The organism is Undibacterium sp. JH2W, from assembly GCF_049340425.1.
In the GTDB taxonomy this organism is placed as follows: domain Bacteria; phylum Pseudomonadota; class Gammaproteobacteria; order Burkholderiales; family Burkholderiaceae_D; genus Undibacterium.
In genome coordinates, this window is the sequence record NZ_JBMPOT010000010.1 from 118782 (window position 1) to 135753 (window position 16972).

The following is a 16972-nucleotide window of genomic DNA, read 5'->3' on the forward strand; positions in this document are numbered from 1 at the left end:
TTTTTTTGTTAGGGGCTGCTTTTGCAGCCCTTTTTTTTTCAGCAGTGCATCTTGGACAGAATTAGAAACGGTATTTATTTATCGATAAACGATAAATAAATATTGCATTTCGAAATATTTGACCTTAATATCCAATCCACACAAATCAACAGGGGGTAGAAATGCAAGTGCAAAAACATGCCAGGATTGCCAATATTCGCAAGCTCAGCAGATATTTCCTGTTTCTCACAGTGCTTGCCATGGTCATGGTTGCGATTGGTGGTTTGGGTTTTCCTCTCATTATGATGATGGCTCCAGCCGGGAATCTGACAGTGATGAGCTATCTCGCTAAAGCTGTGACAGTGAATGATGGTTTCTACTCTTTATTGCAAAGTGGGATTACCACTGAGCTGAAAATCATTGCTTCCATCACAGCCATTTCTTCCTGTGCATTGCTGGAATTTGTTCTGATTCACCTCAACAAATTGCTGACATGTTTTTACGAAGGTGAAATTTTTAACAAGCAGGCGATTTTTCATGCGAGAAGAGCCTTTAATTTGAACCTGATACTCGTTGGCGCAAAATTGGCGGTGGATTTTTTGTCGCTGATCTTGAATCATCTGTATCCACAGGCTGGCACTCCAGCCGACATTGGCCACTATCTTGCTAACGCCTTGGATCAAGCGACATGGATAGGTTTTTTCCTGCTCTTGCTCTGGTCACTCGAAATCGGCGTAGATCTCAATGAAGAAGCTGAACTGACCATCTGAGGACGCTATGCCCATTACTGTTAATCTCGATGTTGTCCTGGCTCAGCGCAAGATGCGTTTAAATACCCTGGCTGAGCTCGTTGATATCACGCCACAAAACCTGTCCGTATTAAAAACCGGTAAAGCCAAGGCGATACGCTTTGATACCCTGGAAAAAATATGCGAAGTGCTGGCATGTCAGCCTGGCGATATCCTGGCTTATACGCCAGATGTGCCTGATACGGAAATCTGATCTACACAGCATTGCTGTCAGGAAACTTGCCTACATACCTGGCACGCGGGCGTATCAGCTGGCCGGTTTGCCGCTGCTCCATGGCATGCGCTATCCAGCCCGCCGTGCGGCCTAGTGCAAACAGTATCTGGGCTGCGCCTGTTGGCAATTGACAGGCGAGCTCCACGGCGACCAGGCCATAGTCTATGTTCAGTTTTTGCCCGGTCAGGTCTTCTGCCATCTCGGCTATGGCAAACAAGGGCGCATGCTTCTTCCTGTCCAGCATCGTCATCAACAGTACACCACGTGGGTCACCGTCAGGGTAGAGCGGATGAGCAAAGCCCGGCAGCCGTGGTGAAAAATGATGGCTGGCATCATGACTGCGTAAATGCTTTGCCAGGAAGCTGGAGATATCGCTTGGCGGCATGGTCAAAGCAGCACGCAACATGCGGCCGACGCGCAGGCTTTCTCCGCCATGCCTGGGGCCGGAGAGCGCCGCCAGCCCTGCCACCAATGCCATGCCCATGTTCGCACCCGCAGAGGCGACACAGCGTACGGTAAACGTCGATACATTCAATTCATGATCCGCGCAGACGACCAGGGCTGCGCGTACCAGTTCTGTTTGTTCCTCATCCAACTGCCATGCTGCAGCAAGCTTTTGGTGAAATGCCTGATAGTCAGGTGTGACACCCAGTAAGGCTGCAGCTGTCAGGTGCATCCACAGCATGGCTCTTTGATGAGCATGGATATCCGGTATTTCTTCCACAGTTTTGGCTAGCAAAGGCAATATGCTGATGGCTCTTTCGTAGGGCGACAGATGGGCAGTCAAGTCCAGCAGTTTTGGCCATAGCGTAGTTAGAGCAGTCAGGCTGGGCAGGGGCAGATCAGGACTAGTGCTATCCCATAAAATGCATGCAGTCTGTTCCAGCGTATGTGTGCCTGCAAGTTCATCGACGGCATGAGCCCGGTAATACAGCTTGCCATTTGCGACCTGAGTGATTTCTGATTCCAGTACAGGCAAGCCCCAGTCTATCGCCGATTCGGCAGCACTACCGGCCCGCTTGTTGTCGCTAGTGCGCGCCAGCAGGCGCAAGACTTCTTCCTTTGCATAACGCTTCGCCTTTTGCCCCTGATACTGCTGCGATTGCAGCAAACCACGGCTGACATAGGAATACAAGGTTGGCAGGCTGATGCTGAGCAAGCTGGCAGCTTCTCTGGCAGTGAGAGTGTCATTCACGATTAATTTATATTGATAGGCAGAATCAAGATTGACCACAGGCTTATGCAGATTCTAGACTGCAAGCAGAATCAGCGCATTGTGCGCCAGTTTACCTACTTTGGGGAGAGCATGATGTCGGCAGAAACTTTATTGGCGTCTTTATGGCATGCAGGAGGTGGCGAGCCTGAGGCTTTACAGCAATTGAGATTCAGTGGCGACGACGCACAATTACCATCTACTTTTGCGGTCGGTGATGTCGCTTCGGCCAGCATAGCCGTGCAAGCCCTGATGGCCGCGCAACTATGGCAGGCACGTGGAGGTACTACGCAAGAAATCACTGTGGACAGGCGACATGCCCTGGCCATGTTCAAGAGCGACCGTTACCTCCGCATCAATGGCAAACCTGCTGATGACCCCTGGAGCAAGATAGCCGGTTACTATCAGGCGGGCGATGGGCGCTGGATACAATTGCATACCAACTTCCTGCATCACCGCGATGGCGTACTAGCCATCCTGCAATGCACAGAAGAGCGCGCCGCAGTTGCCAAGGCCATTGCTGGCTGGCAGGCGGCAGAGCTGGAACAGGTGCTGGCCGATACCGGTATGTGTGCCGCCATGATACGTACTGAACAAGAGTGGCAGGCGCATCCACAGGCCAAGGCCATTGCTGAATTGCCGCTGTTTGAAGTCAGCAGGATAGCAGATGGCCCTGTCATACCATTGAATCAAAGTGATGAGCCGCACTCTTTACAGCGTCCACTAAGCGGTGTGCGTGTGCTGGATTTATCTCGAGTCATTGCAGCGCCTGTAGGGGCGCGCACGCTGGCACAACATGGAGCGGATGTGCTTGCCATCAGCGCGGCACACCTGCCCAATATCATGCCCCTGGTGATGGACACAGGCCGTGGCAAACGCTCGGCGCAACTGGATTTGCGTAATGTTGAGGGGCGACAAAAATTGTATGAGCTGATACGTGATGCCGATGTCTTCATGCAGGCCTATCGTCCTGGGTCCTTGTCACAGCTAGGCTATTCTGTTGAAGAACTGTGTGCACTCAAGCCTGGCCTGATCCACGTCAGCCTGTCTGCCTATGGTCATGTTGGACCCTGGGCAAACCGGCGTGGCTTTGACAGCCTGATGCAATCTGCCAGCGGTATTGCCGATGCAGAAGGGCGGGCTGCGGGCAGCGCTGCGCCAGGCAAGCTGCCCTTCCAGGCACTCGATCATGCGACTGGTTATTTGCTGGCTTATGCAACTATGCTGGCCTTGCAAAAACGGGCTGTCGAAGGTGGTAGCTGGCAAGTCAGGGTTTCGCTGGCGCAGACCGGGCGCTGGCTGCAAGCCATGTCCAGACGTGGCTTGCATGAAAATGCCGCAGAATTGCGACCCGATGAAATTGCCAGTTTTTTACAGACAACAAGCTCAGGTTTTGGTGAGATGCAGGCAATTGCGCCGGTAGAAAAAATGAGTCTCACTCCTGCTGGTTTTGCATCGCCCGCGCCAGTATTGGGTGAGCATGCACCGGTATGGCTGTAAAACACTTTCCGAACCGGAGAGGTAATAGTGGCAAGAGCGCGAGCCTGGATAACATCATAGCTGATGACCGAAGCGCACCTGGATAAGCGGGTGTCTGGCCACCAGTTGTTTCAACTTTTTCAGGTTCTCCAGATTGTGTTTATTGTCGCGGGTGAAGTCACCAGGTTCCACCGTGTTTTCCCAACCCCAACGGGTATGGCAAGTGTCGCCTGTCAGTAGCACCGGCCCACTCGTGGTCCTGATCAGATAGGCCACGCTGCCTGCAGTATGGCCAGGGACACTGATGGCAAACACTGAGCCATCAGAAAAAATGTCGAAGATGCCTTCAAACTGATTTTGCGGATCGTCCGCAAAGGACCATACTTGCAAGCTATGCTTTCCCTTCAACAAGGCATTGGTACTGCCATGAACAAATAGATTAATGGCATCCTTGTGGCTGGCCTCATCTTGCCCTATGTACAAGGGCACATCTGCCGGAATATCCGGCATGCCGCTGACATGATCGAGATGCAAATGGGTAAAAAATACGCCAGATAACTTGCTATGCAAGCCTTGCACTACTTCGGCGGTGTTCGTCTTTAATTGCATTTTTTCCAGATGCATGAATTTGCGCACCATCCAGCTCAGGCCGACTTCATCCGGGTTTTTCAACAGTTGCGCTGAAACCCCGGTATCGACCAGGAAATTGCCGAATTGCGGATGCTTGATGACATGCACATAGACTTGTATGGCTTCATCTCTGTCCTCCAGTTTGGCGGCGATGGCGGCGGGACTTTTTAAATTAACCAAGCCTGCCAATGGAACCTTCCATTCAGCACTATTAATGGTTTCCAATTGTATCGGGCCTGGGGCATCTATCAGCGCTTCCATGGCAATACTGCTAGTGGGTCTTCCCATTTGTGCTGGCATTTCAGGATGGGAAGTCTGGGCGCATGCACACAGCAGCAGGCTCAGAAAGAGAGAGTAGCCAGGTTTGAAGTCGATTTTCATATAGTCATCACGTCTTTTGAAATTGGCGTCATGGTTACATATCTAAAAAAATGCGACAATTGCTTAAATTTCGATATTGCTATCCATATTTGGATGGGGTTGAAAGAGAGGGAAACATGAAGTTACGTTGGGACGATTTACGCCTGTTCCTGGCTGTGGCTGAGCTAGGTAGCCTGAGTGCGGCAGCCAGACAGCTTAAACTGGGCCAGCCTACCTTGAGTCGTCGCATTGGTGAACTTGAAGAAGTGGTAGGTGAGGCGCTGTTTATTCGTCATAGCGTGGGCATAAAACTTAGCCAGGCTGGCCTGAAACTCTTGCCCGCAGCCCAGCGCATGGCAGAATGGGCCAATCAGGCGGAACTGAGTATAGCCCCTGAGCTGACCAAGCCTCATGGCAAGGTCAGGATAGCGGCTCCACCTGGCATTGCCTATGAATTGCTGGCCCCCATGGCAGCAAGGATACGGCTAGATTATCCGGCAATGCAAATTGAAGCCTTGTCTGGCCTTTCCATCCTCAACCTGGGGCGTGGGGAAGCAGACTTGTCTTTGCGCACCAGCAAGCCTGACGATGAAGACCTGGTGTGCATAGATGAAGTTTTCAGCCCTGTACGCGCCTATTGCTCGGCATCGTATGCGGTGCGTTTGCCAGCCCAACCCAAGCTGGCTGAGCTGGACTGGATATGTTGGGCCAGTTCTTATGATCATCTCTACGTCAATCAGGAATTGGCGCGCCTGATTCCTGATTTTACACCCGCTTTTACTTCTGACGATTTCAATGTGCAAGTGGCAGCCTGCCGGGCCGGTGTCGGTGTCATGGTATTGGCGAAAGCTTTGCATCGTTATTCACAACTGCACGAGCTACATGAGCTGGATATGGACTTGGGGACGGAAGTCTCAGGACAGTTATTTCTGGTCTGTCATAAGCGTCACCGCAATTTGCCAAAAGTGGAATTGGTCATACGCTATTTGCGCGAAGAATTTGATTACTTACGTCAAAACCATCATTGAAAGTCTGGTTTTCCAGCCAGGTTCGCAGCAACTGCAAAAGCTCAGGTGCTTTTTCCAGTGGTGACATATGGCCGCAATCTTCAATGATATGCAGCTCTGCATGCGGCAAGCCTCTTGCCAGTTTTTCTGCTTCATCCAGGCGGCGCATCTGGTCCTTCCTGCTGGCGACGATCATGCTGGGACAACAGATGTCTGGCAGTTCATGATGGCCATCGGCACGGACTATGGCCAGTTGCTGCAAAAAGACTTGCTTGCCCAGGCTCAGTGACATGGCCTGTAAATGGGCTAGCATGATGTCATCATCCTGACGCTGCGGGTGCAAGGCACGGCGCAGGGCGGTCAGGGTCTGGCCCTTGTAGGGATAATGCGTTAGCAGCTTGATTTGCTGGCGATTTTTATTGTCTTCATCAAGCGTGCTGGCGCGCGCAGAGGTGTTCAGCAAGACCAGGCCGCGCACGGAAATACCTTGTTGATGCGCCAGCCAGGCCAGATGACGGGCGACATAGCCACCCAAAGAAAATCCCACGATGACGCCATTAACTGGTAGGTCAGTCAGCAGGCGCATCGCCATGTTTTCTATGCTGTCACCCTGATTCAGATCAGCGAAATGGACCTGGCCGAGTTGCTGCAAACCAGGCAGCATGAATTTCCATAAACTGGCATCACACATGAAACCTGGGATGAGCAGAAACTGAGGTGTGGACATTGGTAGCACTTACTTCTTTTTAATGTTTTGCAAAAGGCTGTTCACTTGTTGACTCAGCGGTATTTCATGCTGGCGCAATAACTGTACATGCAAGACCAGGTTTTCCAGCACCAGTTTGGCAGCGACGGCCAGCAAGGTGACTTGCCGGTCTTCATTATTGAAATTCTGCATGGCGTCCGCCATATCGCATAAATGCTGGGCAGTGATGGCCCGCAGCTCATCTTCTTCAAAGGGCAGGTCAGCAAAATCGATAGGGTCTTCCTGCTCCACTTCTTTCATCAGTTCTTGCAGTTGCTCTGGTGTGATGGACATGTGCACTCTCCTTGAAAATAGCGAGCCGGACTTTATTCCATTTCTCTGTTCTCATTGTAGACTGCTTTTGAGGCGGCTGAATACTGCGCTTATTTCTCATCTTATTTTTTGATCGACAGTCCAAAGACAGCCAATCCACCCAGTGCCAGCAATGCACCCAGCCAGCCGGTTGAGGTCCAGCCATATCCCATCGTGATGACCACGCCACCGAGCCACGCGCCGAGTGCATTGGCAATATTGAACGCAGAGTGATTCAAAGCAGCAGCCAGGGTTTGCGCTTCACCTGCCACGTCCATCAATCGTATCTGCAAGGCAGGTCCGATGGCGACCAGGGTACCGAGCAAAAATACCCAGATGATTGCTGATATTGTGTAGGCCATCGCGAAAGAAACACCCCCTAAAACCACAGCATTCCATAACAACAGGACAACGATGGAACGCAGCAGATTTTTGTCTGCCAGACGTGCTCCCAGCATGCTGCCCACCACCATGCCTACACCAAACAATGACAGTATCAAAGGAATGACGCCAGCAGACATGTGGGTGACTTCGGTGAGTATGGGTTTGATATAGCTGAACACGGCAAACATGCCACCAAATCCGACCGCGCCTATGCCCAGTGTTAACCAGACCTGCTTGTTGGCCAGCGCAGCAAGCTCACTCCCGGGATTTGCGTTTTTTGCTGCGGCCATGGCCGGGACGGCGAAGTACACGGCAACACTGCTGATTACCGCCAGCGAGGCGACAAAAACGTAAGCAGCCTGCCAGCCCCATGCCTGACCCAGCCAGGTTGCGGCAGGTACACCAAGCAGGGTAGAGCTGGTCAGGCCGAGGATGACTAGTCCTACTGCTGTCGCACGTTTTTGCGGCGCTACCATATTGGCGGCAACTAGCGTAGCGACACCAAAGTAGGCACCGTGCGGCAGGCCAGCGATAAAGCGCAGGATATTCAGCGAGAGGAAGTCGCTAGTCAGCGTCCCGGCAAAATTTCCCGCTGCGAACAGTAATATGAGGGCGATCAGCAAAGTCCGGCGTGGCCAGCTGGCTGTCAGCACGGCAAACATGGGGGCACCGATGACCACACCAAAGGCATAGGCACTGACGACATGGCCAGCCTCTGGTATGGATACTGCCAGGTCTTTAGCTACTTCTGGCAGCAAACCCATCATGGCGAATTCGCCTGTACCTATCGCAAATGCACCGAGACCCAATGCAGTGATGGCATATAAAAATTTGCGCTGAGTGTTGTCAGCAGCTTTGACACTCACTGATGTTGTGGTGGTGGGCATGGCGTTGGGTATGATAGGCATGATGGGCAATCAGAGAAGAATTAATTGGCGACAGTAAAACGCTTCTGGACATGCTTGGGCGTTTCCAATTCATCCACGATAGCGACAGCCAGGTCTTGTACAGAAATGCCTGCATGTGCATCGGCAACACCCGGCAGCAGATTGTCCGCACCTACCCGGTATTGCCCGCTACGCTCACCAGGTGCCAGGCCTATCGGTGGCGACAGGAAACTCCATTCCAGTGAATCTTCTTTCTTGATGAGGTTCAGAGCTTCTCGTGCGGCCAGAGCGCCTTGTTTGTATTCCGCCGGGAATCCTGGTGTATCTACTAGTTGCACGCCAGGTGCCACGAACAAACTGCCTGCGCCACCCACCACCAGCAAACGCTTGACGCCTGCCTGTTTAATGCCGGTAAAGATGGCTTGCGTGCCCTGCAAGAACAGATCGTGGATTTGCGCTTCACCCCAGCCAGGGTTGTAGGCGCTGACCACGGCATCTTGTTCCACTACCGCCTGTGCGACCTGTGCTGCATCGAGTACATCTGCCTTTACCACGGTCAGACCGGCTTGCGCTGCTACTTTGGATGGGGTACGTGCCAGCAGGGTGACTGCATGACCGCGGCTTAGCAATTCTGCCAAAACGGGTGTGCCTACAAAACCGGTGCCGCCAATTAATGCGATTTTCATTTGAAACTCCTTAGTGTGTATAGTTTATAGTCTGAATGCTTCATGATTTCTTGAATAGATGGCAGAAATCACTAACACTGTGAAGTTGTGCTAACAAATTGATGGCTTAATAATGGCTTCTGGGAGTAAAGATGGAACAGTACAAACGCATGGCCCTGTTTGCCGAGGTCGTTACCGCAGGTTCGCTGACCAGTGCCGCCCGCAAGCTGGGCATGACGCCGTCTGCAGTCAGCCAGCATTTGCGGGCGCTGGAGGCTGAGCTCGGTTTATCGCTATTGCATCGTTCAACCCGCAAACTGACGCTGACAGAAGCAGGGGCGCGCTACTTTGAGGGCTGCGCCGCCATGGTGGCGGCTGCCCGTTCTGCAGAGCAGGCGCTGGCCCGCCACAGGGATGAGCCGCAGGGAGAATTGCGTATCGCCGCACCGATAGGCTTTGGTGGCATGCTGGCGCAAGCGCTGGCACCGCTGCAAAAATATCCCAAACTGAGTTTATGCCTGCTAGTGGATGACGCCGTGGTTGACCTGATTGATGAACGTATAGACATCGCGTTGCGGGTAGGTAATTTGCCTGATTCCAGTCTGGTCGCGCGCAAGCTAGGCAGCATGCCTGCCCAGTTATGCGCAGCGCCTGCTTATTTGAATGAGCATGGTTGGCCGCAGCATCCTCATGATTTGGAGCAGCATATCTGGCTGGGTGGCGCATCTACCCGTCATTTGCAGCTGTCAGGCCCAGACAAAGTCAGCATTGAAATGAAGTTGCCAGTCAGGATCAGGGCCACTCAGGTGACGGCCCTGCATGCGCTATGCATTGCTGGTTGGGGGATCAGCATTGCGGTCAGTGAAGATGACCACCAGGCTTTGGCGAATGGCAGCCTGGTGGCGGTTTTGCCGGACTGGAAATTGCCTGACCTGGTGATGCATGCGATTACGCCGCGTCGTGATGAGCAGCCTGCCAAGGTGCGCCATGCGCTGACCTTATTGGCTGAGCATGTCGCCAGATACGCAATGTGAAGGACTAGTGAACTGTAACAGTGAAAATCGGAGTGCCTGCCATGTGCGCGCCGATCATGACTGCGTTGCAAATACTCGCGATAGCCCCGCTATCGCTGCGTTCATTTGTTCACCCTTGCCTTGTCCTGATGCGCCGGGCACATGTCTTTCACTCTCGATTCCACTGTTACAGTCCACTAGATGTGTGTGCTTCAGCCAAATGGAAAGCGCATCAGTAACTCAAAATTTGCGCCAGCTTCAGGCTCTATAAACAGTGCAATGCCATCAATGCTCAAGGGTTCTGACAGACTGAAATGCTGGATGGCGGCAGCATGCAGGCTGTCTGCAATTGCCCCTGCCTCCAGCCTGTCAGTCAGTGTCATATGGAAGCGGAATTCTTCAGCCGTATACGGATAGCCCCATTCCAGCAGCAAATCATTTTGTCGGGTGGTCAATGGCATCTTCTGGCGGCGCGCCAGTTCAGCCTCACTCATGGGCCTACGAAAATGATCGAAGTGGCGGACGCAGGCAAAGGCAAAATCGTTCAGCACAGTCTGGTCGCCAGTAACTCGCAAGGCAAGGAATTTACCCATCCATTGCACCTGTGGTGCATCTATCGGGATGATGTTTTTCTGTGCGCAAAATTCTTGCAGGGCCTGATGCAAGTCCGTTTCGCGCAGGCCATCAGCAAGCTGGAAGGGGGCTTTCAGCGTGGCATGAAAACCATAGCGACGTGCGTCGCTGCTCAGTTGTCGCTGCAAGCCTGCATCCAGACCGACAATAGTGGGCTGGGCTAGTAACTGGCCGCTGGCGGCATCGCGCCCCAGCCAGTTACTGCCATGCTGCCACCATCTGGCTTCCGGGGAAAAATACAGGGCATATCTTGTCATGCCTATTTTTACCGTAGATCAGTCAGCAACCTGATCCGTAGGGAAGCGCAAGGAGTCCCTGAGCAAGAAACCCATGGACATATTCATATTGATGTTCTTGGGCGGTATTGGTTTGGTGAACCATTTTTCATAAATACGATAGATTTCACCCTCATGTATCATCCTCAGCATTTCAGTATCGACGACTTTCTTGAAGCCAGGATCATCCTTGCGCATCATGATGGAATAGGGTTCTATCGACAAAGGGTCGCCGACGATGGCAAAGGCTGCCGGTGACTTGGCTTCAGCGCGCAAGCTGTACAGCAAGACATCGTCCATGGGGAAGGCATCGGCCTTACCTTCTTCCACCATCCTGAATGAATCCTGATCGCTATTGCCTTCTGTCAGTTTGATGTTCAGTGAGCTGGTGTCATTCCTGTCGGTCAGCAGTTTGACGGTGGTAGTGCTCTTGGTTGTCACGACAGTGCGATTGCGCAATTGTGGCCAGTTCTTGATGCCGCTGTCTGCCTTGACCAGAGCGCGCACGCTGGAAAAGAAATGCGGTATCGTGAACGCTACCTTCTTGCGTCTCTCTGCATTATTGGTGGTACTGCCGCATTCCAGGTCTATCTTGTCGTCCAGCAAGGCGCTGAAGCGCGTGGCGGAATCAACAGGAAAGAACTGTACTTTCATGGCGGGCATTTTGAGTTCTTTTTTAATGGCCTCTGCCACTTTCAGACACAGGTCTACCGAGTAACCGAGAGGCTGCTTGTTTTCATCGGTATAAGAAAAAGGCGCTGTTTCGCGTATGCCTATCACCAGGGTCTGGGTTTTGCGTATCTTGCCTAAAGTATCGCCTGCTTCTGCCAGCAGGGGCAGGGCCAGACACATTGCGGCAGCCATGCCACCAATTGCTTTTCGCATCATATTTTTCACCCGTTATTATGTGATTAACATCCTGAGCTTGCGCCTGTTGCCAATCGACTCTAACAGTCATGGTACAAGACAAAGTATGAAATTCAAGCTGCCTGACAGAACAAGATTTAGTAAAAAATGTAAAATTATATTGCTCAATAACATTATTTAAGATAGCCAGCTGTTTTCTTGTCATGTTTGCTGGATAGCCCGGCAGGGTCTTGGAGCTTGCTAGTTCATGGACAAAACATGCTAAGGTGACGACATCCCTACCGTTTTTTCATCATCATGAATTTTTCATCTGACGCATCCACTATTCCAGATAGCTTGTTAACAATACGCAACGCCCGCATAGTCCGTGCTGATGAGGTGTTGACGGGTTCCATGCAGGTCAGCCAGGGCAGGATCACAGAATTGGGCGAGGGTGCTGCTGGAATTGCCGGGGAGGACTGGCAAGGCGATTATTTACTACCTGGCCTGGTGGAAGTACATACTGATAACCTGGAAAAGCACTTGATGCCACGTCCCAAGGTGCACTGGCCTGTCATGCCAGCCATTTTGGCCCATGATGCGCAGATCGTTGCGGCAGGTATCACCACGGTGCTCGATGCCATCGCTGTTGGGGACATCGACCCAGACAGTGTGCGCATGCAAACCTTGCAGCCCTGTGTTGCTGGTTTGCGCAAGGCAGAGCAGGCAGGTTTATTGCGCGCCCAGCACTTGCTGCATATGCGTCTGGAGCTGGCCGAGCCGGATTTGCTGGCCATGTTCAGCCCCTTCTTACAGGATGAAAGACTGAAACTGGTTTCCCTAATGGACCACACGCCTGGCCAGCGCCAGTGGACCGATCTTAGCCACTATCGCGTGTATGTGACGGGCAAGCGTGGCTGGAGTGAACAAAAGGTCGATAAGATGCTGGGCCTCTTGCTGGAACGCCAGCAACGTCATGTGGCTGAAAACCGCCAGCTGGTGATACAGGCTTGCCAGCAGCATGCCCACCCCATTCCCCTGGCTTCACATGACGATACTACGCCTGAACATGTGCATGAAGGCGTGGCAGAGGGCGTCAGTATCTCAGAATTCCCGACCAGCTTGCTGGCAGCGCAAACCGCCAGACAGCAAGGCCTGGCCATCGTCATGGGCGCACCCAATCGCGTGCGCGGCGGCTCACACTCGGGCAATGTTTCGGCTGGTGAACTGGCCAGACATGATTTGCTCGACATCCTGTCTTCCGACTATGTACCGGCCAGCCTGCTGCAGGCAGCCTTCATGCTGCAGGAGGATGGCTATGACTTGCCCAAGGCGATTGCCACGGTCAGCCGCACACCGGCCAGGGTCTTGGGGCTGGACGACAGGGGTGAAATCGCGGTGGGTTTGAAAGCGGATTTCATACGCGTGCGCATGCTGGATCAGTTGCCTGTGGTGGTTGCCGCATGGCGTGATGGCCGGCAGATCGCCTGAAGCTAAGTCTCCAGCAGGGCCTGGATCGCTGTCAGTGCTTCCAGTGCTCCCATGGCCAGGCCCACATCCTGGGCATACGGTACTTGTGACTCGCGCAAATTGATACGCAGCAGGCGTCCGCCAAAATGTGCAATCACGCGCTGGCTGAAATTACGTACGCTGGGTATGGCCGTGCCAGCTCCCAGTTCTATTACCAGGGGCTGGCGTATCTGGCCAAACCAGTTGTTCTGACGTATCGCCTGTTGCTGCTGTCTGTGGGCATTCCAGTCTGCATCATCAAACATCAGGATATTCGGCCTGGCCATGCCACCGCAATGCGGGCAGGTAGGCATTGCATTTAATAACTGGCAATTGACTTCATCGACTTGCGGACTAAACTGATCTGCTTGCCAGATACTGTCACGACAGGGTAACAGGCATTGCAGATAATGGATGGAGCCATGGCATTCATAGACTTGCGTGTCCTGTATGCCGGCTTGCTGGAAATGCCCATCGACATTGCTGGTGTAAACACTCTGGCCATGGCGCTTGGCGGCACCCCATTGCCTGAGGATGTCAAAACCTGCGTGTGGTCGTATTTGGCGGTAGAGCGCCAGCCTGTGTCCATAGAAGCCCCAGGCTTGTTGCGGGCGACGGCGAAAAGCGGCTGGATTGGCAATTTCATAAAAGGGGATGGCTTGCTGGCCCAGCGCCGGATAAGCCTGCCAGAAACCCTCGCTGCCGCGAAAATCAGGCAAGCCCGAATCCACGCCCATGCCAGCGCCAGCCGCTATCACCAGGCTGTCGGCCTGGGTGATCAGTTCTGCCGCCTGATGGAGGAGATGAGCAGGGAACACGAGAACATCCTTTTAAAAAGGGCAAGACAGCGCACAGCCAGCATTACTGTGCCATTTCTCTTAATTTCAGGCAAGTCTGCTATGAAAAATACAATTAATATGTAATAAAAGTGTAAGTAAAGTGTAAATAAAGTGTAAGTAAGCGTGAAAATCTCATATCAAATACCTAAAGCTGGTGCAAACTATTGCTTATTAACAATATATTCTGGAGACAAATTCATGCAAGCTATTCCCCGACTCTTGACCGGGCTCTTATTGGCGCTGACGCTGCCCCTTTCTTCGCATGCAGAAGAGGGGACGATACGTATAGGCATCATAGGGCCGTTCACTGGCAAATCTTCTATTGATATGGGCGAGAGCATACGTGGCGGGGCCAGGGTGTTCTTGCAAGATATTAACCAGATCGGTGGTGTCATGGGCCGGCGCATAGAACTGGTGGAACGTGATGACCAGGCCAAACCCGAGCTGGGCGTGGCCATGGCCAAGGAACTGGTGGATAAGGAAAAAGTCGTGGCCGTCATTGGTTTTGCCAATACTGGTGTGGCCCTGCAAGCCGCCAAGGTATTCCAGGATAGTAAAAAACCACTCATCATCACAGCAGCCACAGGGGCAGCCATCACCAAGCAATATATGCCACCGGCAATTCCTGAGAGCTATGTGTTTCGCCTGGCGGCCAGCGATAATCTGCAGCCTTCGGTCATCCTGAGTGATGTCATCGACAAACGCAAACTGACGCAAATCGCCATCTTGCATGATGACAGCCCATACGGCATGTATGGCAAGGAAAACCTGATGGCAGAATTACAGCGCCGCAAAATAACGCCTGTGGCGCTGGAAAGCTTCAAGGTCGGCGATCAGGATATGACTGCGCAACTGGCCAAGGCCAAGCAGGGCGGGGCGCAGGTGGTGGTGGTGTATTGCCTGGGTTCAGAAGGTGCCATGGTGGCCAATGGCATGAGCAAGATCAAGCTCAATGTGCCTATGGCAGGTTCCTGGACCTTGTCGCAGCGCAGCTTTGCCGAACTGGCTGGCAATAATGCCGAGGGTGTACGTATGCCTGTGACTTTCATAGAAAATGATGCCAGCAACCGCAGCAATGATTTCGTCCTCAATTACTTCCGCATAAATAATGTTAAATCCATCCCCTCGGCAGTGGCTGCGGCGCAGACCTATGACGCCCTCAGGATACTGACTTTGGCCCTGATGCAGGCCAACACCACGGATGGCGACAAGATCAAACTGGCGCTGGAAGACATGAAGTATGACACTACCTCTACCGTCATCTCACGCTATAAGAAACCCTTCTCCAAAAACGACCATGAAGCCATCGCCAGGAACATGCTTTTCATAGGAGAAATCCGGCGCGGCAAGGTAGCCTATGCGTATAAGGAAGATGCCAATAGTGGCTTGATCGTACGTACAAAATAAGCTGCTTTTTCTTTCCCCTTTTCGAACACACTTTTTTCTGCACGTCGGCCTGTCACCTGCGGTTGACGTGCAGCATATCTGATCGCAATTTCCGCATATTTTTGCTTGCCTTTGGGCAATCAAAACGTAACCAAATTTAACTTCGGTTATATTGGCATTCGGCTATCCTATTAATTTTAAGGCATGAAGTCATATGCGCTTTGCGGCTGCATTGCTGCGACCTCGCACACCCATTTTTTGAGCTTGCGTTAGCAGACTGTGCTTTTATGCAGTGTTAGTACGTCATTCTTGAATAAGCATTCGTCCGTTCAAAAAAACATAAGAAAGGTCATCATGAGCAAAGAACAGATACGTCAGGTTTTGAAAGAGCATGGCAAATTTTCTGCCAATATGGATAGTCTGGCGGATGATGCCGACCTGTATGAAGCTGGCATGACATCACATGCCAGCGTGAATGTCATGCTGGCCCTGGAAGATGCTTTTGACCTGGAATTCCCCGACCGCATGTTGAAACGCAGCGTATTTGAAAGCATAGATGCCATCCATGCAGCCATACAAGAATTGACGGCATGATATGGATACTATGGACACCCCCGCCCCCTCCGCCATGATGATTGCGGCCAGACTGGTCGCCAAAGAATTTGCCGCACCGCATGCCAATGCCGTTGACCAGGAGGCACGCTTCCCGCTGGAAGCCGTCACGGCGCTCAAGCGAGAGAAACTATTAAGTGCCTATGTGCCGGTGGCGCTGGGTGGTGCGGGCCTGAGTTTGACTGAGCTGGTGGATATCGTGGAAATCCTGGCACGCGAATGTGCTGCCACTGCGATGATCTATGCCATGCACCAGATACAAGTCATCAGCATAGTCAGACATGCGCTGGATATGCCCTGGTATCAGAATTATTTGCGCGAGCTGGTAGAACATCAATACCTGATCGCCTCGGTCACATCTGAAGTAGGTGTGGGTGGTGAAATGCGTCGCAGCAATTGCGCAGTCGAAGTCGATGGGCAGCGCTTCAAACTGGTCAAGGATGCCACCACGATTTCCTACGGTGCCCAGGCTGATGATCTCCTGGTGACAGCCAGACGGAATCCCGATTCAGCCCATAGCGACCAGTCACTGGTACTGGTACGCAAGGCCGATTACACACTGGAACAAAAAGGCGGCTGGGACACCATGGGCATGCGCGGCACTTGCAGCCCGCCCTTCCTCATGACGGCCACTGGTGATGTGGCTCAAATTATCGCTATGCCTTTTGGCGATATGTCGGCGCAAACCGTGGTGCCAGTCTCGCATCTGCTGTGGGGCGGGTGCTGGATGGGTTGCGCTGCTGCAGCAGTCAACAAGGCCAGGGCTTTTGTGCGTGGCCAGGCACGTGCCAATCCCGGCACCGTGCCACCGACAGCTTTGCGCCTGGCTGAGCTGGTCAGCATGATGCAAAGCCTGCGTACTTCCGTGCAAGCCTGTCTGACTGAATACGAAGCCCTGTCAGTTGCCGATGATGCGGCAGTCGGTATCCTGACTTCCATGGGCTATTCGCTGAAGATGAATAATCTCAAGATAGATGCAACCCAGGCTCTGCCACAAATTGTGACCAAGGCCTTGTCCATTTGCGGCATACTGGGCTATAAAAATGATAGCAAGTTCAGCATGAGCCGCCATCTGCGTGATGCGCATTCGGCAGCCATCATGGTGGGCAATGACCGCATTCTGGCCACCAATGCCAATTTGCTGCTGGTACTCAAAGACGACTAGGAAAGGCTGA

The 16972-nt window shown here is 52.6% G+C and carries 18 protein-coding genes; 9 read left to right on the plus strand and 9 right to left on the minus strand.

The genetic code is table 11. From position 1 onward, the window contains the following. Positions 1–230: 230 nt before the first annotated feature. Both ACO0LC_RS16490 and ACO0LC_RS16495 read left to right on the plus strand, forming a co-directional pair. Entirely contained in the window at positions 231–749 is a 519-nt protein-coding gene (locus ACO0LC_RS16490) for a hypothetical protein (protein ID WP_423004982.1), read from the plus strand. 7 nt (positions 750–756) lie between these two features. Beyond that, positions 757–981: a helix-turn-helix domain-containing protein gene (locus ACO0LC_RS16495; protein ID WP_423004984.1), complete on the plus strand. Its 225-nt coding sequence runs from the start codon at positions 757–759 to the stop codon at positions 979–981. Between the two features lies 1 nt (position 982). Here the strand turns inward: ACO0LC_RS16495 and ACO0LC_RS16500 are convergent, their stop codons facing one another. After that, complete coding sequence (locus ACO0LC_RS16500; RefSeq protein WP_423004986.1) at positions 983–2197, minus strand: citrate synthase family protein; 1215 nt, start codon at positions 2195–2197, stop codon at positions 983–985. A 114-nt stretch (positions 2198–2311) separates the two neighbouring features. On the opposite strand from ACO0LC_RS16500, the gene ACO0LC_RS16505 reads away from it, so the two are divergent. Next, complete coding sequence (locus tag ACO0LC_RS16505) at positions 2312–3715, plus strand: CoA transferase (protein ID WP_423004988.1); 1404 nt, start codon at positions 2312–2314, stop codon at positions 3713–3715. Positions 3716–3769: 54 nt separating this feature from the next. On the opposite strand, the gene ACO0LC_RS16510 is transcribed toward ACO0LC_RS16505, so the two are convergent. Next, a complete protein-coding gene (locus ACO0LC_RS16510) occupies positions 3770–4705 on the minus strand; it encodes an MBL fold metallo-hydrolase (protein ID WP_423004990.1) in 936 nt (311 codons plus the stop codon). Between the two features lie 116 nt (positions 4706–4821). On the opposite strand from ACO0LC_RS16510, the gene ACO0LC_RS16515 reads away from it, so the two are divergent. Next, positions 4822–5712, plus strand: a complete 891-nt coding sequence (locus tag ACO0LC_RS16515; protein ID WP_423004992.1) for a LysR family transcriptional regulator — start codon at positions 4822–4824, stop codon at positions 5710–5712. Here ACO0LC_RS16515 and ACO0LC_RS16520 read toward each other — a convergent pair. The 4 genes from ACO0LC_RS16520 to ACO0LC_RS16535 form a co-directional block, all read right to left on the minus strand. Further along, positions 5660–6418, minus strand: a complete 759-nt coding sequence (locus ACO0LC_RS16520; protein ID WP_423004994.1) for an alpha/beta fold hydrolase — start codon at positions 6416–6418, stop codon at positions 5660–5662. The two genes, ACO0LC_RS16515 and ACO0LC_RS16520, sit on opposite strands and share 53 nt — an antisense overlap. Before the next feature lie 9 nt (positions 6419–6427). After that, positions 6428–6730, minus strand: a complete 303-nt coding sequence (locus ACO0LC_RS16525; RefSeq protein WP_423004996.1) for a hypothetical protein — start codon at positions 6728–6730, stop codon at positions 6428–6430. Positions 6731–6831: 101 nt separating this feature from the next. Beyond that, positions 6832–8040, minus strand: coding sequence for an MFS transporter (locus ACO0LC_RS16530; protein ID WP_423004998.1), 1209 nt, complete (start codon positions 8038–8040; stop codon positions 6832–6834). 20 nt (positions 8041–8060) lie between these two features. Next, on the minus strand, positions 8061–8705 hold the full coding sequence (locus ACO0LC_RS16535; protein WP_423005000.1) for an NAD(P)-dependent oxidoreductase: 645 nt from the start codon (positions 8703–8705) through the stop codon (positions 8061–8063). A gap of 131 nt (positions 8706–8836) precedes the next feature. Here ACO0LC_RS16535 and ACO0LC_RS16540 point away from each other — a divergent pair, with 131 nt between their 5' ends. Beyond that, positions 8837–9718: a LysR family transcriptional regulator gene (locus ACO0LC_RS16540; RefSeq protein ID WP_423005002.1), complete on the plus strand. Its 882-nt coding sequence runs from the start codon at positions 8837–8839 to the stop codon at positions 9716–9718. 191 nt (positions 9719–9909) lie between these two features. Here ACO0LC_RS16540 and ACO0LC_RS16545 read toward each other — a convergent pair whose 3' ends face one another. Beyond that, positions 9910–10587, minus strand: coding sequence for a DUF1045 domain-containing protein (locus ACO0LC_RS16545; protein ID WP_423005004.1), 678 nt, complete (start codon positions 10585–10587; stop codon positions 9910–9912). A gap of 18 nt (positions 10588–10605) precedes the next feature. Further along, positions 10606–11493, minus strand: coding sequence for an amino acid ABC transporter substrate-binding protein (locus tag ACO0LC_RS16550; RefSeq protein ID WP_423005006.1), 888 nt, complete (start codon positions 11491–11493; stop codon positions 10606–10608). A gap of 276 nt (positions 11494–11769) precedes the next feature. Here ACO0LC_RS16550 and ACO0LC_RS16555 point away from each other — a divergent pair, with 276 nt between their 5' ends. Further along, on the plus strand, positions 11770–12942 hold the full coding sequence (locus tag ACO0LC_RS16555; protein ID WP_423005008.1) for an alpha-D-ribose 1-methylphosphonate 5-triphosphate diphosphatase: 1173 nt from the start codon (positions 11770–11772) through the stop codon (positions 12940–12942). 2 nt (positions 12943–12944) lie between these two features. On the opposite strand, the gene ACO0LC_RS16560 is transcribed toward ACO0LC_RS16555, so the two are convergent. Next, positions 12945–13778: an SIR2 family NAD-dependent protein deacylase gene (locus ACO0LC_RS16560; RefSeq protein ID WP_423005010.1), complete on the minus strand. Its 834-nt coding sequence runs from the start codon at positions 13776–13778 to the stop codon at positions 12945–12947. Between the two features lie 219 nt (positions 13779–13997). On the opposite strand from ACO0LC_RS16560, the gene ACO0LC_RS16565 reads away from it, so the two are divergent. From ACO0LC_RS16565 to ACO0LC_RS16575, 3 genes are all read left to right on the plus strand, one after another. Continuing rightward, the gene (locus tag ACO0LC_RS16565) at positions 13998–15206 is read left to right on the plus strand and encodes an ABC transporter substrate-binding protein (RefSeq protein ID WP_423005012.1); all 1209 of its coding nucleotides are present in this window, start codon (positions 13998–14000) and stop codon (positions 15204–15206) included. A 333-nt stretch (positions 15207–15539) separates the two neighbouring features. Next, positions 15540–15779: an acyl carrier protein gene (locus ACO0LC_RS16570; protein ID WP_423005014.1), complete on the plus strand. Its 240-nt coding sequence runs from the start codon at positions 15540–15542 to the stop codon at positions 15777–15779. Positions 15780–15789: 10 nt separating this feature from the next. Beyond that, complete coding sequence (locus tag ACO0LC_RS16575; RefSeq protein WP_423005016.1) at positions 15790–16962, plus strand: acyl-CoA dehydrogenase family protein; 1173 nt, start codon at positions 15790–15792, stop codon at positions 16960–16962. The last annotated feature ends 10 nt before the right edge of the window (positions 16963–16972 follow it).